Origin of the sequence: Aminobacter sp. BA135 (genome assembly GCF_050859125.1) — a bacterium.
Lineage (GTDB): Bacteria > Pseudomonadota > Alphaproteobacteria > Rhizobiales > Rhizobiaceae > Aminobacter > Aminobacter ciceronei.
Genome location: NZ_CP139572.1, coordinates 3,274,976 through 3,293,664, shown reverse-complemented (window position 1 = coordinate 3,293,664; position 18,689 = coordinate 3,274,976). Strand labels below are relative to the sequence as shown.

Genomic DNA, 18,689 nt, shown 5'->3' with positions numbered 1-18,689 from the left:
GTTAGCCATGATCGGTAAGCTGAAGATGGACAAGGAAGAGCTGGAAGACTTCGTCGAAGATGAGGACACCTCGATCGAATGCCTTCAGGTCGCACCGATGGGCAATGGCAAGGTGGCCATTCTGTTCCTGCTCGCGGATTCCGACTACGACACCACGGTGTCGGTCATTTTTGTGGTCGACGACTTCAATCCAAAGACCGCGAAGGGCGTCCTGTTCACGTCAGAATGGCTGACGTCGCTGTCGGCGTCGCCCTCAGGCGAACTGTTTGCGCTTGAGGCAACGATCTGGATCTGGCGCTACGGCGGCAAGCAATGGACCCGCGATCAGGTCGGCACGGAGAGCTTTCGCCAGGTCTGGGCCGCCGACCCGGGTGGCGCCATGATGGTCGGCTCTTCAGGCGGCGCCGTCAGGCTGGTCGGAGACGACTGGCGTCCGATCACGCCGATCACCCAGGCTGAATACATGGATATTCACGGTGACGCGAAGCATGGCATCTGGGTCTGCGGAAAATCAGGATCGGTGCACAAGCTCGCGGGCTCGACGTGGCAGCCGCTGGAACTGCATCGCCAGGAATCGTTCTACGGCATCGACGTTGCCGCGGACGGCACCATCCGGGTCGCCGGCGAAGACGGAACGTGCCTGCGCATCGTCAACGAGGAAGCGGTCGAGCTAGAACCGGCTGATACCACCACCCATCTTGCCGTGCGCACCTACAACGGCAAGGCCTACTGGGGCGACGAGGGCGGCATCGGCGTGGAGAAAGGCAACGCCATCGTGCCCCTTGAGGTGGAAACGGGGACCGCGTCGGATATTCGCACCGACGGCGACTATCTCTATGTCGCGGGCACCGACAGTGCCTGGCGCTTTGATGGCAAGAAATGGAAGACGCTGTCACTCGAATACGACGACGGCTTCAAGCTCACCTGATTGTAGGCCGGGCGCGCTTGCCCACGCAGATCAGCCACCGTTGACGCTGAGATAGGCCCGGACCTTTTCCAGGTCGAGCTCAGCTATGCGCTGCGGCGCTCCTTCCATGAGCATCCTAAGCACGAAGAGCTCACCGACCTCAGGATATTCGGCGTAGACTTCCTGGGCGATCTCGCGTCCGGCATCTCCTGCAACGCGCAGGCCGTCGAGATGAGCATCCAGCCGCTCGACCAGCCGCGCAAGACGCTCCTCGTCCATGTCGGGGTTCTCATCCGGATGGAGCAGGTGATGGTCGTAAACGGTCCACAGAAATGCCGCCATTTCCGCATGCTGCCGCACGATCTCGCGCAGGACGATCTTCGGCATCAGTTTAGGTTTACAGAGCCGCCACGGATGCGGTTGGCCGCGCTGGCATGGCTGGTGACGTATGTGCCGCGAATGGTGATATGCCCATCCTTCTCCATGATGATTGTGGCCTTGCCGCAGCGCAGTTCGAGACGTTCCCCGGCCACGATCTTGACCTGCTCGCCGTCTCGAACGACCTGCGGCGTCTGTGCCTTGCGCACTGGCTCGACGATGCGCCCGACGATCAGCGGCCGGCCGGGGTCGCCGCCCTCGAACAGCAGCGCCACCTCTGCTCCGACCATGTCGGCGCTGAGTTCGGCCAGGCTGCGCGCGGCAAGCGCAGTGTCCCTGGGATTGCCGGGAAACACGACGAGCGGTGCAGCACCGTCGAAGCCGAGAAAGACCCCGATGACTACACCCTCGATCCGTTTGATGGTTCTGGTCATCCCCTGCGCCCTCAGTTCTGCTTGATCTCCGAGCCCTTCATGACGATGTCGCTGGAAGCCTTGATGTTGATCTTGCCCGATCCCTTGATGCTGATGTCCTTGCCCTCGATGGTGATCGTACCATCCTTCTTCATGGAGATGCTGGCTGAGCCGCATTTCAACGCAATGGCGTCGCCGGCTTCGATCAGGAATGTCTTGCCGACATTCATCGTCCCGTCTTCACCGATCTGAACCATGCTCGCCTTGGCGATCCGCAACTCGTAGGCGCCGCCTACCTTGGTCCCGTCGTCGGTGGCGATTTCGGTTCGCCTTCCCTTGCCGATCTTCGATTTCTGGTTGCCGGCAATGTTGAACGTCTGGTCGGCGCCAATCGTCACCTCCTGGTTCGATGCGATGTTCCAGCTGTCATCGGCACCGATCTGGTGGGTCTGGGCGGCACCCACTGTGACCGCGCGCGTCGACCCGATCGTGTTGGTCTGCGCCGATCCGACCGTACGCGTCTCGGTCGCACCCACCGTGTCCACCCGTGCAGCGCCGACCGTGATCGCCTGGGCGATGGCCACCGTCTGCGCGTGGTTGGCGCCGATCGTCTCGGTCGAGTTGGAGCCGATGCTGATGGTCTCGTTGGAGCCGACGGTCAACGAGCGGTTCTTGCCCACCGTTTCCGTATCGTTGGATCCGATGTCGGTCTTCTGGTCGACGCCGACCTTCACGGTCTTGTTGTTGCCGACGTCCTCGTCGAGGTCGTGGCCGACGGAATGCTTGGCGTCGTGGTCAATGCGGTCTGACTGGTCGTGCTGCACCAGCTTGGTGCGGTCATTCTTGATCAGCAGGTTATGGTCCTTCTGGGCCTGGAAATTGACCAGTTCGGAGCCTGCCTTGTCTTCGAACATCAGTTCGTTGTAGCCGCCGCCTCCCTTCGACGAGTTCGACTTCCAGCCCGACTGCGTGGCGTTGCCGGGCAAGCCGTAGGGCGGCATCTGAGCGGCGTTGTAGACGCGGCCGGTGATGATCGGCTGGTCCGGATCACCCTCGATGAAATCGACAATCACCTCCTGGCCGATGCGCGGGATCTGGATGAAGCCCCAGCCGCTGCCGGCCCAGGTCTGCGACACCCGCACGAAACACGAACTGTCCTGATCCTTCTTTCCCATGCGGTCCCAATAGAACTGCACCTTCACCCGGGCATACTCGTCGGTGAATATCTCCTCGCCGGACGGGCCGACGACACGCGCCGTCTGCGGCCCGCGCATGATCGGACGCGGCGTGATCCGCGGCGGGCGGTATGGCAGACTAGTCGGCGCGACGCCGAGGACCACGGTGAAACTCTCTCCCTCAGTGTCGATGCCGCTGCGATAGCTGGGATCGAATATGCGGTATTCGACGCTGACGACGAGATATTCCTGGTTCTGGTCGTCGCGCGGAAAGCCGTCCAGCTTGAAGGTGCAGCCGGAAAACAGCCCGCGCACGGTGCCGGCAGCGGCGATGCGCTGGTGTACCGCCTGCAGCTCCTCGCGGCGGATGCCGGCGATCTTGTCGCCACGGCCGACATCCAGATGGGCGCCGGGCTGGCGATAGTTTTCCCCCGATGCCAGCTTGTGGCCGAATGCCTGGTCGGACTTGGCCATCAGGCTGGCATCCGGCTTCTTGAAATCGTAGTCGGTATGGGTGTAGGCGCCGGGCCTGACCGAGCTGCCGGGGATCCACTCGGTGATGTACTCGACGTCGCGGCGCGCGCCCTGCCCTTCGAAATGATACGGCACCTTCTCGTAGCCCGGTGCCGGCTTGAGCTTGTTCATCGCGTCGGCAAGGATCAGCGTGTGCTCGCCGTCGCCATGCTCGAAGAAATACATGATGCCTTCGTGCTCGAGCAGGCGCTGAACGAAATCCAGGTCGCTTTCGTCATACTGGACGCAATAGTCGCGCGGCGGATAGGAGCCTTGCAGCCGTTTCTCGAACTTCGCCGAGCCATATTTCGAGAAGATCTTTTCGACGATCTCAACGACGCTCATGTTCTGGAAGATGCGGCAGTCCGTGGCCGTGCCGAGAAACCACAGCCACGGCCGGACGACCGCTTCATAATAAACTTGCCGGTCCTCCATGCGGGTCAGGCGGAAATCCGACACCAAGCCGCTGAACCAGCGTTTCGGGTCGGACTCGCCTTCGACCGAAACGCCGCCGCCCAGCATCTTCAACGGGTCGATATCAGGGTCGCTGCTGACAAAGCCGACGGTGTAGGCGAAACAGCGGCTGATCTCGTCGCGACCGGCCAGATGGGTGAATGTCAACGTGTCGCCGAGCGGTGTCCGGACCACAGTCGCGCGATCGTTAGCCATGGCGTCGTGCCTCTCCGCGGGGACGGCCGGACATCTGAGTTGAGCTTAGCACAAGTTTTTCAACCGGCCAAAGCCGGCGCGGCACAAGCGCCGAACCGTGCGCGCCCAAATGCCCCTGTGCTGCGGTCGCAGCAAACTGCTAGAATAAAATAAGGAATTTGGACGAGGCTGCCGGAAACAGAGGTTTGGCGGGCGAATTCGGATGCTCATCACTTTGACCATCGAGAATGTCGACAGGCTGCCCACAGGCGGACCGCTGTTCTACAGTTCGAATGGTCGCAGCTTCACCATCGGGCGCGAAAATCGCGACTTGAACCTGCCCGACCCCAACCTGTTCATCTCCGGCCTGCATTGCGAGGTGCGTTACGACAGGGGCACGTTCTGGCTCTATGACGTCTCGCGCAACGGCACATTTATCAACGGCTCGAGCCAACGCGTCACCGACCCGCATCCGCTCGGCCATGGCGATCAGCTTTCAATTGGCAGCTACATCGTCTCGGTCGCGCTTGAGGACGACCGCATATCGGGCAACGACTGGGGCAATCCGATCCCGGCCCGCCAAGCCGCTGATATCGGGCAGCCGCCACCGCAACTGGCGGATCCCTTCTTCGGCGGCGTGAACAACGGCCAGTCGGCGGCGGGTGTCGTTGCGCGTCAGCCAGTCCAGCATGCTCGCGCGCCGCAGCCCGTGCCCGCGCAACCGGCGCCTCCCCCGCCGCAAAGACCGGAGGCGACCGAACTGCTCCGGCTCATCGCTGCGGGCGCCGGCGTTTCTCCTGACGTGTTCCTGCAGCGCGACCCGAAAGATGTAGCCGCCGAAGTGGGCGCGGTGCTGCGCGCGGTCGTCGACGAGCTTGCCTTGCTGCTCAAGGCGCGCGCTGCCGCCAAGGCGCTCGCCAAGAGCAGCCAGCGCACCATGATCGGCGGTGTCGACAACAACCCGCTGAAGTTCATTCCGCGCTCGGAAGAAATCCTCGAGATCATGTTTGCCCAGCGCCGCTCGGGCTATCTCGACGCCCGGCACAGCGTCGAGGAGGCATTCCGCGATCTCAAGACGCATGAGCTCGCGACCTATGCGGCAATGCAGGCGGCCTTGTCGCGGCTGCTTTCGGAATTGTCACCCGATGCCATCGAGCGAAAGCTGCCCGCCTCTGCCTTCGTCTCCAAGAAGGGCCGGGCCTGGGACATGTTCGTAGCGACATGGGAAGCCAAGGAGGCCGCGCATGAAAATGGCATGCTCGACGTCTTTCTCGCCTATTTCAGCGAGGCCTACGCCAAGTCGGCGAACAAGAAGTAACGTTGCTGGACGCAGCTGATCCCTCGGTCGGCCCCGCCGTTTCGGCGGGCGGTTCAGCCCCGGTTCCCATCGGCATTTCCATGCATTACGATGCGTTGTTGGCACGTGACCGGAGGCATCCGCGGCATTGTCAGGGCATGGCAGCCGTCGCGCGAAAGCGGGTAATCGGCGATGAGTTCGAAGGACGATCCTTCCGGCTCCGACGGCAGAACCGTCATTCGCGGATCGCCGCGCCGCGCGCCGCGTCCGGACCAGCCCTCGCCACCGCAGCCGGCGTCCGATCCGACCATCATCTACACCGGCGGCCCTGAACAGCAGGCGCCAACTTCGGGCACGGTGATCTATCAGGCCAGTCCCTTCGGCGACGTTCCTGGCGACGCGCCCCGCAACAGCCACAAGCAGCGTAAGCAGGCAGCAACGGCAGCAGGCACGTCGCTGGAGGCCCTGTTCGATGCGGCAGAACGTGTCCAGGTTTCCGGCGCCAACCCGCTGATATCAGCGGCAACGCCGCTTCTCATCTTGTTTGGCCATCTCAGGACGGTGACGGTCGAAACCGACGTGTCCGTATTGGCCCAACACGTCGCCGAATGCATCGAAGAATTCGAATGGAAAGCCGCCGAAGCCGGCGTGAACCAAGACGACGCGCATGTCGCGAAATATGCCCTTTGCGAGACAGCCGACGACATCATCGCCAACCTGCCGGGCATCGGCTCCGACAGCTGGGCACAGCACGGCATGCTGTCGCGCTTCTACGGGATCGATGCGTCAGGAAACGGCTTCTTCGAAGCACTGAACTCGGTGCTGGCCGATCCGGTGGAGCGTGGCGACCTGCTCGAACTGATGCATGCCTGCATGTCGCTCGGCTTCGCCGGACAATATCGTGGCGTCGCCGGCGGCAATCAGAGCCTTGAGCTCGTGCGCCAGGACCTGTACGCCGCGCTGCGCTATTTCCGGCCGCTCACCGACGACGGTATTTCTCCGCACTGGCAGGGCCTCGCGGCCACCGTGGGCCGACGCCCCTACAGGCTACCGCTCTGGGCGATGGCCGCCCTCGCCCTCGCCTTCGTCACCGCCGCCTTTTTCTGGATGCGCGGCGACGTCACCAGAGAGGGCGACGCGCTCGCCGCGACATTGCTTGCGCTCACACCATCGAAGCCGGTCGCCATCGAACGCAGCGACTTCGCCCCGCCGGCCGAGCAGGCAGCGCCGGACGAGCCGGCTTCGCCGGTAGAGGATGCCAAACCGGCAGCAACAGCCCCGACCATGGCGCAGATTTACCGCATCCGCGCTGCCCTCACCCAGGACATCGGCGCCGGCGCATTGACCGTCGCCTCCAAGGGCGAGTTCATCATCGTCGAGCTCAACAACGAGCTACTGTTCGAGCCGGGCAAGGCCGAGACCAAGCCTGAATTCACGCCCGTGGCGGCGCGCATTGCCGCTGCACTCGCAGGCGAACCGGGACCGATCAGAATCGTCGGCCACACCGACAATGTGAAGCCGCGCCAGTCCAGTGCCTACAAGTCGAACTACGATCTATCCGTTGCCCGGGCGGAGGCTGTGGCAAAGGCAGTTGTTCAGGGGATCGGCGATGCCTCGCGGATAGCTGTCGAAGGCAAGGGCGAGGACGTGCCGATCGCCGACAACGCAACCGCCGACGGCCGCGCCTTGAACCGCCGTGTCGACGTCATGATCCGGCGCGAGGACGCACCATGAGCGCGCCCCGCCGCACGCTGTGGGGGTCGTGATGACGTGGCTGCTCAGAACTTTGAGCGTCATGGCACTGGCCGGCCTTGCCGCAGCCGTGTGGTTTGCCGGCCCGCTGATCGTCCTGGTCGGCAGCCGGCCGCTTGAATCTACTGGCGCGCGCGTCGCCATCATCGCCCTCATCCTGGCATTGGCTGCAGGCATCGCCCTGTTCCGCTTCTGGTTTGCCCGCCGTGCTCAAAAGGCGCTCGCAGCCGCCATCGCCAGCGAGAGTGCCTATGACGGCGACAGCCAATTGCTCGAAACGGGCATGACCAAGGCCATCGCGGCGCTCAAGCGCGCCAGCGGCAGGCGCAATTTCCTCTACGAGGTGCCCTGGTACCTGATCATCGGCCCGCCCGGCGCCGGCAAGACCACGGCGTTGGTCAATTCGGGCCTCACGTTTCCGATCACCGTGTCCGGCACGGCCCAGCCGGTGCCCGGCGTCGGCGGAACCCGGAACTGCGACTGGTGGTTCACCGATGAAGCGGTGCTGATCGACACCGCCGGCCGCTACACCAGCCAGGATTCCGACACCGAAAGCGACCGCAAAGGATGGCTCGCCTTCCTGTCGCTGCTCAGGAAACACCGCGCCAGGCAGCCGATCAATGGCGTAATTGTCGCCATCAGCCTAGCCGATGTGATGTCTTCAAGCGACCAGGAGCTCGACGCCCACGCCGTCGTCATCCGCAATCGCCTGCAGGAAATCCACGAGACGCTGAACATCGGCTTTCCCGTCTATATGCTGTTCACCAAGGCCGACCTGATCGCCGGCTTCATGGAGAGTTTCGGCACTCTGGACGAAACCGGCCGGCGCATGGTGTGGGGTACGACATTCCAGGGCGCCGACCGCAAGGCGAACATGGTCATCGAGGTTCCGGCTGAGTTCGATGCGCTCGTTCGCCGCCTGTCCGAGGACGTACCCGACCGTATGCAGGGCGAGCAGGATCCGGTCGCGCGCATCGCTATCTTCAGCTTCGCCGCGCAGTTTGCTTTGCTTAAGCAACGCTGTGCGACCTTTCTCGGCCGTGTCTTCGAACCGACGAAGAGGCAGGCAAGCGCCATCCTGCGCGGCTTCTACTTCTCCTCCGGCACGCAGGAAGGCACGCCGATCGACCGGGTACTCGGCGCCATCGGCCGTGGTTTCGGCAACGGATCCCAGGCACAGCTGTCCGGGACCGGCAAGAGCTTCTTCCTGCACGACCTTTTGGCCAATGTCATCTTTGCTGAGGCCGGCTGGGTCTCCTACGACGATGCCGCCGACCGGCGCGCCAGATTTGCCCGCTTCGCCGGAATCGGCGCCATCAGCTTGATCGCCGCTGCCGCCCTAGGCGTTCTGGCGGTCAGTTATGCCGCAAACAAGGCGCTGATCGCGGCCACCAGCCAGGCTGCGGAAAGCTACACGTCGTCCGCCGCCGCACTGCTGCAGGCGGAAACCGTATCCGACGTCGACCTTGAGAATGTCATCGATGCGCTGGAGAGCATCAGCGGCCTGCCGACCGGCTACGAGCATCGCGACCAGCCGACTCCGGCGCGCGAAACGCTCGGGCTCGGCCAGCGCGCGCGGTTGTTATCGGCATCGGAGACGACCTACCGGCTGGCGCTGGAGCGGATGCTTCGCCCTCGCCTGTTGCTGCACCTTGAACGCACAATCCAAGCGAAGATGAGCGATCCTGCGGCTCTCTACGAAACTCTCAAGATTTACCTGATGCTGGCAGGCAAAGCGCCGAAGGTCGATGACGAACAGATCGTCTCGTGGATGAAGAAGGACTGGGAGCAGAACCGCTATCCCGGTCCGCAAAATCGCGAAGGCCGTCTCATCCTGGAAAAGCACCTGAGGGCGATGCTGACGCTCGACGATGAGTTCGATCCGGCATTCGAGCTCAATCGCCCCGTGGTCGAGTCGGCACAGCGCGCGCTGGGCCGCATGACGGTCGCCGATCAGGCTTCCGCCTTGATCGCCGCGGCGCTGACCGCGGCCACGCTCGACGACTTCGCCGTCACCATGAAGGGCGGCCGGGAAACGAAGCTGGTGTTCGAGACCGTCGATGGCAGCGACCTGTCTGCGCTGCGTGTTCCCGGCCTCTATACCTATGCCGGCTTCAACGATTTCTACCTGACACAGCTTTCCGGAATCGCCCAGAAACTCATAGACGAGCAATGGGTCGTCGGCGCCGGCGGCGAGCAAGGCGGCGTCGAGCAGGAACTGTTGCGGCTCGGCCCAGAGTTGCTCGACCGCTACAGCAGCGACTTTTCAGTCGTATGGAACGGTGTTCTCGACAAGCTCAAATTCCGGCCGATGGCGGCGGACAAGCCGGAATATCTCGCGCTTTCCGCCGCCGGCTCGCCCAGCTCGCCGCTGGCGCAGTTGTTCGAGGCGATTGCCCGCGAGACGGCGCTGACACGTGGCTCAAGGCCGACTGCCGACGCCGATGCGCGCGCCGATGGCCTCTCCCGCATCGGCATCGAGTTGCCGGGCCGCAAATCCGCCAGTCGCGCCGGTGCGGCATTCGCCAATGCGCCGACCATGGTGCCCGGCGCCAACATCGAGGCGCAATTCCGGCCGGTCCAGCTTCTTGTCGATGGCCGTCCCGGCCAGCGCCCGATCGATGCCCTGATCCAGAATTTCCATGCCGTCTATCAGAGCCTGACGATCTCGGCCGCCGCCCCGTCGCAGGCAGGTCGCGTCAATGCCAATCTTCAGCTGCAGATATCCAATCTCCGCGCCAACGCCTCGCGCCTGCCCAAGACACTGTCGCGCATGGTCCACGCTGCTGCCGACGATTTCGAGGGCGACGTCGCCGAGACCTCCGTGGCGCAACTCAACCAGTCGCTGCAGGAGACCGTCAGCGGCCCCTGCGAGGAAGTTATCGCCAACCGCTATCCCTTCGGCACCGGCGCCAGCCAGGATGTGCCGATCGGCGATTTCGCCCGGCTTTTCGCGCCCGGCGGCATCATCGACAGGTTTTTCGCACAAAACTTGGCCTCTTTCGCAGACATGTCGGGGACCGAATGGCAATGGAAGCAGGAGTCGCGCCTGGGCCGTGGGCTCTCCAGGTCGACGCTGAAGCAGTTCCAGCTGGCCGCCGAAATCCGCGACGCGTTCTTTCCGCTTGGCGGGTCCACGCCTGCAGTCAACATCACTTTCACGCCGTTTTCGCTGCATGGCGACGCCGACATGGCCTTGCTCGACGTCAACGGACAGGTCGTCCAGAGCTATCAGAACGGCAGCAGCCCGGGCATCGTCACATGGCCCGGCAGTGCCTCCGCCGGGTCGGCCAATCTCAGCCTTACCCCGGAGCTTCCCGGGCGCGAATCCGCCATCAGGTTCGAAGGGCCGTGGGCCTTGAAGCGCCTGCTCGACGCAGGCACCTCGACAGTCAATGGCGACAAACTGCAACTGCGCTACGTCATCGGCGGCCGCGATGTCGCCTACACCGTCCAGATCAACCCGCCGGGCAATCCCTTTTCGCTGACCGCACTCTCCGGTTTTACCTGTCCGAAGGGGCTTTGAAACGGTGTGCAGGCACAGTCAGTCCGGCACGTGTTAATTTCTGTACTCTAACGCACGGGCCTGTGGCAGACTGAAAGGTGCGCGCGTCAATACGCAACGCAGAGGGGCGCCCGAGAGCGCTTGAGGCCATTGAACGATGTCGTCCTCCCCTTCGAAAGCTATGGCGTCAGCCACAAGGGCTGCGTCCGTCAGGTCAATGAAGACAGCTACCTGATCGAGCCCCGCAGCGGCCTGTGGGTCGTCGCCGACGGCATGGGCGGCCACGATGCCGGCGAGGTCGCCTCCGCCAGCATCGTCGAACACTTGTCGACGATCGGCATTCCTGAATCGGCGCCGGATCTGCGCGCACGCTTCGTCGACAGGCTGAGGCTGGCCCATTCCGACATCCGAGAGATATCGGATTCGCGTGGCGCGACGATGGGTTCGACGGTTGCAGCACTGCTTGCCATGGACGGCAAGTTCGCCTGCCTGTGGCTCGGCGACAGCCGCGTCTACCTGGTGCGTGACGGTTCGATCTCCCAGGTCTCGCACGATCACACCGAGGTTCAGGAGTTGCTTGATCGCGGTGCGATCACCGCCGAGGAGGCGCAGACCTGGCCGCGCCGCAATGTCATCACCCGCGCCATAGGCGTCAGCGACGACATCGACGTCGACTTCCGCCAGGGCGATCTCTTGCCCGGCGACGTCTTCATACTCGGTACCGACGGCCTGACCGCCCATGTTGCCGACGAGGAGATCGAGGCCGCGGTGGTTTCGACGACACCGCAGGCGGCTTGCGAAGATCTGCTGGCAAAGGTCCTCGAGCGCGGCGGAACGGACAACGTCACCATTGTGCTGGTGCGGATTCGGGGCGAGACCGACGGTGCAGCTTCTCAAGCTTTGGCGGGAGGCCGATAGCGGCCGGCAAGACGATGCGGGCGGGATCGGGCACCGAACCGGTGCACGCGGAGCCATCTTTGCCCTGCGGACATTGCTGTCATTGCTTTGCGCCCCCAGTCTGGCTCGCGCGGAGTTTACCGTCTGTAACCAGACGCTCGACGTCGTCAATCTCGCCGTCGGCCAGGAAGTCGAAGCCGCATTCCAGACCGATGGCTGGTGGACGATCGGCGCCAATCAGTGCGTCAACGTCATCCGCGAAGAGCTGACCAACCGCTTCATCTACATCTACGCGACCGACGTCTTCGGCAATGCCATCCTCAGCGGCTCGACCGACATGTGCGTCGAGCGCAAGCGTTTCACCGTGCGTGGCATCGACGAATGCTGGCAGCGTGGCCACATCGCCGCCCGCTTCTACGAAGTCGACACGCTGGAACAGTCGCGCTGGACCTTCTTCCTGACCGGGTCTTCGCCATGACGCATGGCATTGACGCGAGCTTCAAGCAGCAAAAGCAGCAGCGTATGGCCAGGCGCTCGCGCGAACGGCAGCTCAAGGCCATGATCATTGCCGGCATACTGGCCCTCGCCGGTATCGTCGCTGCCGCCGTCTATTTCGGCGCGGACTACTGGCCATCGGGCGAATATGAGGGCGACCTGCAGCCGACCGAGGAAAGCGACATCGTGCCGGCCGACGCCGCTGTCTACGTCCCGGCCATCGTCGACCTCGCCGGCGACCCGATGTGGATCAACCTCGCGCATGAAGCAGGCACAGAGACCAAGCGACGCCAGCTTTCCCGCCCGGCCGATCTTATCGAAGACGGCATCTCGCCAAGCATCGAATACCTCTCCGACACGATGCTGAGCTCCAGCGAACGCTTCATGACCGCCATCCCGTCGACGCAGGACGACTTTGCCTTCTTTCAGGCGCAGCGCGCTGTCGCCGAGCCTCAGCCAGGGCAGCAAACCAACATCCAGCCAACGACGCCGATCGCAACCGACCTCGACGAAGCCGAGGGCGACGACACGTCCGATGTTGGCGCGGGCTGGGGCGAAACCATCGACCAGGGCGAAGCCGCCCTGCCCGCCTTCGAAAAAACCGCCGTCGAAAACAACACCAGCGTCGCGACCGTGACCCCGGAGCCCGAGCGGTTCGAGGCGACCGAAGACGTTTTCATCAAGATCCTCACCAGCCGCTCGCTCGAAAGCGTTGCGCTCGAGGCGCATTTTTCCACCGACGAAGCCAAGCTGGTCAGCGACGCGCTCAAGGCGGTCTTCAAGCTGGAGACCCTCGAGCCCGGCTATGTCGTCGCCCTGCGCGGCTTCCGGCCGCGCCGCGGCGCGCCGGCAATGGCGTTGATGCAGGTTTCGGTCTACGCCATGAACAGGTTCATCGGCACGCTTGCCCGCAATTCGGCTGGCCAGTTCGTCGAAGGCGTGGACCCGTGGGTGCGCGACGACCTGTTCAACTATTCAGGCGCACCGCAAGCCGGCGCCCAGAAGCGCCAATACCGGCTGCTCGACGCGATCTATTCGACCGCTGCCCGCAACAACGTACCCACCGGCGTGCTGGGCGAGGCCATCATGTACCTGTCGCGCGGCCAGGACCTGAACGCCTTTGCCACCGAGGACCAACGCCTGGTCCTGCTCTATTCGGAGACGGCGCGCGGCAAGGATGGCGTCGCCGGCCGCGTGCTCTATGTCGGCGTCCACGGTACCGACAAGAAGCTCGAATGTTTCGTCTTCCAGCAGACTGACGGCCAGTTCTCCTGTGTCGGCGGCGACGACCAGGTTCGATCGCTGGCGACGACGAACGGCATGTTCACGCCGGTCAACGGCGTCATGACCTCGACCTTCGGACCGCGTAAGCATCCGATCCTGAAGACTGTCCGAATCCACAAGGGCGTCGACTGGGCGGCCCCCATCGGCACGCCGATCGCCGCCGCTTTTGACGGCCAGGTCGTGTTCGAGGGCGACGGCAAGGGCTATGGCAACCTCATCCGGATCTCGCATGCCAGCAACCGTGAGACCCGCTATGCCCACATGCAGCGTTTCGCCGATGGCATCAGCGTCGGAACCACGGTCAAGGCCGGCGACATCATCGGCTATATTGGCACCACCGGCCTGTCGACCGGCCCGCATCTGCATTTCGAGCTCTACCAGGACGGCCAGGCCATCGATCCGCTCGGCACTGTCACCGTTGCCGTGGCAACGACCACGACACCAACCACGACCACAACCACGACCACTGTCGCCACCACCTCCTCGGACGATCAGGCCATCGAGATCCTGACCAACCGCATCATCCATGTCGAAAGCGGCGGCAGCGCGCGTGCCAAGAACCCGCTGTCGTCAGCGACGGGCCTGGGGCAGTTCATCAGCAGCACCTGGATCAGGATGATGAACACCTACAGGCCCGATCTCGCGCGTTCGCTCTCGACGGCCGAACTGCTCGAATTGCGCTTCGATCCGACCATCTCGCGCGAAATGGTGCGCAACCTGGCTCGCGAGGGCGAAGCCTATCTCAAGCAGCGCGGCCACCAGATCACCGCCGGACGGCTCTATCTCTGCCACTTCCTCGGCATGGAAGGCGCCCACCAGATCCTGTCTGCCTCCGGCGATGCCATGATCGCCGACGTCCTGGGCGCCGTCGTGATCAAGGCCAATCCCTTCCTCACCGGCAAGAACGCCACCTATGTCGTTGCCTGGGCAGAGAAAAAGATGACCGGACGTGCTCCTGCAGCAACCTCGCTCCCCAGTTCAACCCCGACGTCGCCGCCACCACAGGTGGTCAGGCAGACATCGCCGGAATTCGAGAGATACAAACAGGCAATCGCAACAACCTTGAGCTCGGTTGCAAACACGCTTTGAGCACACAACCCCTCAGGTTCGGACCGAGCGGTCTTGCACGGCAGGCGTCGATCTGTCCTGGACGAATTTTCTCATTTATCCCAACTGCTTGCACTCAGGGACTTTATCGACGCCTTCGGCCGCGATATAGCATTCGCATGAGTTTCGGTTCGACATTGACGCTTGCGCTGACCCTGGGTTTCTCCGCCACGCTGCTTGGCGGCTGCAGTCGCTCGTCCGATGGCACCGTCGTCATTCCGAAACCGGTGGACTCCAGACGCTTCTGGCAGGACGACGACGCCAGGCGCGCCGCGGCCGAGCGCCAGCAGGCTGCCGCCTTTCCAACCGGGCCTGATATCCGTTTCGCCACCGAGCAGCCCGGCCCTCGTCCGGTGACACGTGCGCCAAGCCGGGTGGCTAGCACAGGCAATTCCAAGCCGATATCCTGCCGCGCCGTAAGCGGCCCAACGGGTCGCGTCCGATACGTCTGCGATTGACCGCTGGAGCGGCCGGTCGAGCTCCAAATACGAACGCCCAACCGCGTTTATCACCAGGTTTCGTCAGCTTCACGTCAGGGAACGCGCCGATTTAAGCCGTTTCGAATAAACGCGTTGCTTGTCTGTTGACGCACGCGCGTCGGGCGTTATAGCCCACATCAAGACATTGGAACTGAACGGAGAGGGTCCCGTCCGATGGAGATATTCACTGCTGCAGGCTTCACAGCCCTTCTGCAGGTCATAGCTATCGACCTCGTGCTTGCCGGCGACAACGCAATCGTCATCGGCCTTGCCGCGGCGGGACTTCCGGCCGATCAGCGCAAGAAGGCCATCCTCGTCGGCATCGCCGCGGCGACCGTTCTTCGTATCGGTTTCGCGCTGATCACCCAGTGGCTTCTGGCCATCGGGCCGATGCTGCTCATCGCCGGTGGCCTGCTGCTGCTGTGGGTGTGCTGGAAGATGTGGCGCGAACTCAGCGTCAGCCACGAGCAGGAGCATGAAGCCACCGAGGCCCTGTCCGACGCGGATTACGACAAGGACGGCAAGATCGCCGCCAAGGGCCCGCGCAAGACCTTCGCCCAGGCCGCCTGGCAGATCGTCATCGCCGACGTCTCCATGTCGCTCGACAACGTGCTCGCCGTTGCCGGTGCCGCCATGGATCATCCCACGGTGCTGATCATCGGTCTGGCGCTGTCGATCGCGCTGATGGGCTTTGCCGCCTCCTTCGTCGCGCGCCTGCTGCATCGTTACCGCTGGATCGCCTATATCGGCCTTTTGATCATCCTCTACGTCGCGGTGAAGATGCTGCTCGACGGCGCAGTCGATCAGTTCCCGGAACAGTTTGGGTTCCTCAGCGAGTGGTTTGGCGGCCACAGCACGCCGGCCCACTGAGCCGCAGCAACAGACCAAAAAGGGCCGGAGTTTTTCCGGCCCTTTTTGCATGTGGCGTTCCGCCGGTTTGCTTGGGCCCCGATCTGTGCTATTGCGCCGCCCGAATTGAGCTCTTTTCAGAGCCGACAGATCGACACATCAACAGATTTCCGGGCCGGACCTCATGGGTTACCGGCCCGCGTCCATTGGAAACCTGCCTATGTCAGCAGCACCCCGCGTCAGCTTCGTCAGCCTCGGATGCCCGAAGGCGCTCGTCGATTCCGAACGCATCCTCACCCAACTCCGTGCCGAAGGTTATGAGATCGCCCGCAAGCACGATGGCGCCGACCTGGTCGTGGTCAACACCTGCGGCTTCCTCGATTCCGCCCGCACCGAGTCGCTGGACGCCATCGGCACGGCGATGAAGGAGAACGGCAAGGTCATCGTCACCGGCTGCATGGGCGCCACGCCCGAACTGATCCGCGAGAAGCACCCCAACGTCTTCGCCATCACCGGCCCACAGGCCTATGAAAGCGTCATGGCCGCCGTGCACGAGGCTGCTCCGCCGGCGCACGACCCGTTCACCGACCTCGTGCCGCCTCAGGGCGTCAAGCTGACCCCGCGCCATTACGCCTATCTGAAGATTTCCGAGGGCTGCAATAACCGCTGCACGTTCTGCATCATCCCCGACCTGCGTGGCGACCTTGTCTCGCGCCCTGCCGCCGACGTGCTGCGCGAAGCCGAAAAGCTGGCCAATGCCGGCGTCAAGGAACTGCTCGTCATCTCCCAGGATACCAGCGCCTACGGCATCGACGTGAAATATGCGACCAGCGTCTGGAAGGAGCGCGAGGTCCGCGCCAAGTTCCTCGACCTGTCGCAGGAACTGGGCGAGCTCGGCATCTGGGTGCGCATGCATTATGTCTATCCGTACCCGCATGTCGCCGACGTCATCCCGCTGATGGCCGAGGACAAAATCCTTCCTTATCTCGACATCCCCTTCCAGCACGCCTCCCCGCAGGTTCTGAAGAACATGCGCCGTCCGGCCCATGGCGAAAAGGCGCTCGAGCGCATCCGCGGCTGGCGTGACGTCTGCTCTGACCTCGCCATCCGCTCGACCTTCATCGTCGGCTTCCCCGGTGAAACAGAGGAAGACTTCGAGATGCTGCTCGACTGGATCGACGAGGCCAAGATCGACCGCGCCGGCTGCTTCAAATACGAACCGGTCAAGGGCGCGCGTTCCAACGACCTCGGCCTCGAACAGATCCCCGAGGAGGTCAAGGAAGCCCGTTGGCATCGCTTCATGCAGCGCCAGCAGAAGATTTCGGCCGCCGCACAGGCACGGAAGGTCGGCAAGCGCCTGCCCGTCATCATCGACGAGGCCAACGGCACGTCGGCCAAGGGCCGCACCAAGTACGACGCGCCCGAGATCGACGGTTCGGTCCATATCCAGTCGCGCCGTCCGCTGCGCGTCGGCGACATCGTCACCGTCAAGGTCGATCGCTCCGATCCATACGATCTCTACGGCACCGCTGTCTGACACTCCAGGGGCCGCAACATGCGGCCCCTTTCTTATGGCCGACACGCAGCCGAATTAGCCCCGCGCTAGTCCGTATGACGGATGATCTTTCGCGGCACCGGTTCGATCTGGTGACAGGCACTCTGCCGCTCAGGCGCCTGCCATCCATCGAGCCGGGGCCAGCATCATGACATCAGACCGAGAAGACCAGCAGCCCGGCCTCATGAGCGAGCGGCGCGTGACCATCGTCGGTGCGGTGCTGGCCGGTCTCGGTCCCGCCTCGCTGTCGCTGTTCACGCCGGCCATGCCCGAAATCGTTCATGCCTTCGGCACCACCGAAGAGGCGGTGAAGATGACGCTCGGGCTGTATTTCGCCGGCTTCGCCCTCACCCAGCTGGTGTGTGGTCCTCTCTCCGACGGATATGGCCGCAAGCCGGTGACGCTGGCCTTTCTCGGCATCTACCTTCTCGGCAGCCTAGGCGCGCTGGTCGCGCCCTCCATCGACGTGCTGATCCTGTCGCGGCTGTTGCAGGGCGCGGGCGCGGCCGTCGGGCTGTCGCTGTCGCGCGCGATCGTGCGCGACCTCTTTGCCCACGAGCAATCGGCGCGCATCCTCAACCTCATCACGCTGATCCTGGCGCTGGCGCCGGCCATCGCGCCGACAGTCGGCGGTCTGGTGATGGAAGTCGCCGGCTGGCATGCCATCTTCTCGATCATGTTCCTGATGGGCGTGGCGTCGTTGCTGACGGTCCGCTTCGCGCTGGTCGAAACCGTCGAGCGCGACCCGAGCCGGGTGCGGCTGGGCGCCGTCATGAAGACCTATCGCAATTTGCTCGGCAGCGGCTATTTCCTGTTCTCCAGCCTCGTCATCGCCGGCACGCTGGGCGCCTACTACACGCAGGCAACGGTGTTGCCCTTCATCCTGATGGACCGGCTCGGCCTGACGCCGGCGCAGTTCGGCCTCGCGATGCTGTTCCAGTCGGCCAGCTTCATCTCGGGTTCGTTGTTCATGCGCAGCTTCATCCCGCGCTATGGCGCCTATCGCATGGTGCCTGTCGGCCTGGCGATCAGCAGCCTGGGCGCAGCCGCGATGGCAGTCTTTCTGGGGTTCTATGAGCCGACATTCCTGTCGGTCACACTGCCCATGGCGATGTTCGTCTTCGGCAACTCTTTCGTCATGCCGGCCATGTCGGCGGCAACGGTCGCTGCCTTCCCCGACAATGCCGGTGCCGCCGCTTCGTTGAGCGGGTTCCTGCAGATGGGCAGCGGTCTCTTGGGCACGGTCGTCGCAGGTATTCTCGGCGACGCCATGCTGGGCATTTCGGTCGTCGTGCCCTTGATGGCACTGGGCGCCGTGCTTGCCTGGCTGGCCTGGCGCAAGCTGCCGGAACCTGCTCTGGCGCGTGCCGTCGTCAGCAGGAAGACCACGACGCACTGAACCTTGCGCCATTTGTTAGCTCACGCTAACGAATTC

14 protein-coding genes are annotated in these 18,689 nt (G+C 63.6%); 11 read left to right on the top strand and 3 right to left on the bottom strand.

What is annotated here, in order from left to right:
* The first annotated feature begins 7 nt into the window (after positions 1–7).
* Positions 8–928, top strand: coding sequence for a hypothetical protein (locus SLT36_RS15980; protein WP_432283504.1), 921 nt, complete (start codon positions 8–10; stop codon positions 926–928).
* 30 nt (positions 929–958) lie between these two features.
* Here SLT36_RS15980 and SLT36_RS15975 read toward each other — a convergent pair whose 3' ends face one another.
* Genes SLT36_RS15975 through tssI form a run of 3 tightly spaced genes read right to left on the bottom strand, consistent with a single transcriptional unit; the run spans position 959 to position 4,055 of the window.
* Positions 959–1,294 carry a hypothetical protein gene (locus SLT36_RS15975; protein WP_154386515.1) on the bottom strand — a complete coding sequence of 112 codons (336 nt, stop codon included), beginning with the start codon at positions 1,292–1,294 and terminating at the stop codon, positions 959–961.
* The gene (locus SLT36_RS15970; protein WP_067962059.1) at positions 1,294–1,719 is read right to left on the bottom strand and encodes a DUF6484 domain-containing protein; all 426 of its coding nucleotides are present in this window, start codon (positions 1,717–1,719) and stop codon (positions 1,294–1,296) included. Before SLT36_RS15970 ends, SLT36_RS15975 begins: the two co-directional genes overlap by 1 nt.
* An 11-nt stretch (positions 1,720–1,730) precedes the next feature.
* Positions 1,731–4,055, bottom strand: a complete 2,325-nt coding sequence (gene tssI / locus SLT36_RS15965; RefSeq protein WP_432283503.1) for a type VI secretion system tip protein TssI/VgrG — start codon at positions 4,053–4,055, stop codon at positions 1,731–1,733.
* 202 nt (positions 4,056–4,257) lie between these two features.
* On the opposite strand from tssI, the gene tagH reads away from it, so the two are divergent.
* From tagH to SLT36_RS15915, 10 genes are all read left to right on the top strand, one after another.
* Entirely contained in the window at positions 4,258–5,352 is a 1,095-nt protein-coding gene (gene tagH / locus SLT36_RS15960; RefSeq protein WP_432283502.1) for a type VI secretion system-associated FHA domain protein TagH, read from the top strand.
* A 171-nt stretch (positions 5,353–5,523) separates the two neighbouring features.
* Positions 5,524–7,065, top strand: a complete 1,542-nt coding sequence (gene tssL, locus SLT36_RS15955; protein ID WP_432283501.1) for a type VI secretion system protein TssL, long form — start codon at positions 5,524–5,526, stop codon at positions 7,063–7,065.
* 31 nt (positions 7,066–7,096) lie between these two features.
* A complete protein-coding gene (tssM, locus tag SLT36_RS15950; RefSeq protein ID WP_432283500.1) occupies positions 7,097–10,609 on the top strand; it encodes a type VI secretion system membrane subunit TssM in 3,513 nt (1,170 codons plus the stop codon).
* 129 nt (positions 10,610–10,738) lie between these two features.
* On the top strand, positions 10,739–11,506 hold the full coding sequence (locus tag SLT36_RS15945) for a PP2C family protein-serine/threonine phosphatase (protein WP_432283499.1): 768 nt from the start codon (positions 10,739–10,741) through the stop codon (positions 11,504–11,506).
* Positions 11,507–11,561: 55 nt separating this feature from the next.
* Positions 11,562–11,963, top strand: coding sequence for a DUF1036 domain-containing protein (locus tag SLT36_RS15940; RefSeq protein WP_432288358.1), 402 nt, complete (start codon positions 11,562–11,564; stop codon positions 11,961–11,963).
* On the top strand, positions 11,960–14,353 hold the full coding sequence (locus SLT36_RS15935; RefSeq protein WP_432283498.1) for a peptidoglycan DD-metalloendopeptidase family protein: 2,394 nt from the start codon (positions 11,960–11,962) through the stop codon (positions 14,351–14,353). Before SLT36_RS15940 ends, SLT36_RS15935 begins: the two co-directional genes overlap by 4 nt.
* Before the next feature lie 137 nt (positions 14,354–14,490).
* Positions 14,491–14,829, top strand: a complete 339-nt coding sequence (locus SLT36_RS15930; RefSeq protein ID WP_432283497.1) for a hypothetical protein — start codon at positions 14,491–14,493, stop codon at positions 14,827–14,829.
* A gap of 195 nt (positions 14,830–15,024) precedes the next feature.
* Positions 15,025–15,720: a TerC family protein gene (locus SLT36_RS15925; RefSeq protein WP_432283496.1), complete on the top strand. Its 696-nt coding sequence runs from the start codon at positions 15,025–15,027 to the stop codon at positions 15,718–15,720.
* 199 nt (positions 15,721–15,919) lie between these two features.
* Complete coding sequence (gene rimO / locus SLT36_RS15920; RefSeq protein WP_432283495.1) at positions 15,920–17,236, top strand: 30S ribosomal protein S12 methylthiotransferase RimO; 1,317 nt, start codon at positions 15,920–15,922, stop codon at positions 17,234–17,236.
* A 166-nt stretch (positions 17,237–17,402) separates the two neighbouring features.
* A complete protein-coding gene (locus tag SLT36_RS15915; RefSeq protein WP_432283494.1) occupies positions 17,403–18,653 on the top strand; it encodes a multidrug effflux MFS transporter in 1,251 nt (416 codons plus the stop codon).
* The last annotated feature ends 36 nt before the right edge of the window (positions 18,654–18,689 follow it).

Excerpts from the sequence above, each read along its gene's own strand:
- SLT36_RS15980 (WP_432283504.1), top strand. The coding sequence starts at position 8 with ATGATCGGTAAGCTGAAGATGGACAAGGAAGAGCTGGAAGACTTCGTC.
- SLT36_RS15975 (WP_154386515.1), bottom strand. The coding sequence starts at position 1,294 with ATGCCGAAGATCGTCCTGCGCGAGATCGTGCGGCAGCATGCGGAAATG.
- SLT36_RS15970 (WP_067962059.1), bottom strand. The coding sequence starts at position 1,719 with ATGACCAGAACCATCAAACGGATCGAGGGTGTAGTCATCGGGGTCTTT.
- tssI (WP_432283503.1), bottom strand. The coding sequence starts at position 4,055 with ATGGCTAACGATCGCGCGACTGTGGTCCGGACACCGCTCGGCGACACG.
- tagH (WP_432283502.1), top strand. The coding sequence starts at position 4,258 with ATGCTCATCACTTTGACCATCGAGAATGTCGACAGGCTGCCCACAGGC.
- tssL (WP_432283501.1), top strand. The coding sequence starts at position 5,524 with ATGAGTTCGAAGGACGATCCTTCCGGCTCCGACGGCAGAACCGTCATT.
- tssM (WP_432283500.1), top strand. The coding sequence starts at position 7,097 with ATGACGTGGCTGCTCAGAACTTTGAGCGTCATGGCACTGGCCGGCCTT.
- SLT36_RS15935 (WP_432283498.1), top strand. The coding sequence starts at position 11,960 with ATGACGCATGGCATTGACGCGAGCTTCAAGCAGCAAAAGCAGCAGCGT.
- SLT36_RS15930 (WP_432283497.1), top strand. The coding sequence starts at position 14,491 with ATGAGTTTCGGTTCGACATTGACGCTTGCGCTGACCCTGGGTTTCTCC.
- SLT36_RS15925 (WP_432283496.1), top strand. The coding sequence starts at position 15,025 with ATGGAGATATTCACTGCTGCAGGCTTCACAGCCCTTCTGCAGGTCATA.
- rimO (WP_432283495.1), top strand. The coding sequence starts at position 15,920 with ATGTCAGCAGCACCCCGCGTCAGCTTCGTCAGCCTCGGATGCCCGAAG.
- SLT36_RS15915 (WP_432283494.1), top strand. The coding sequence starts at position 17,403 with ATGACATCAGACCGAGAAGACCAGCAGCCCGGCCTCATGAGCGAGCGG.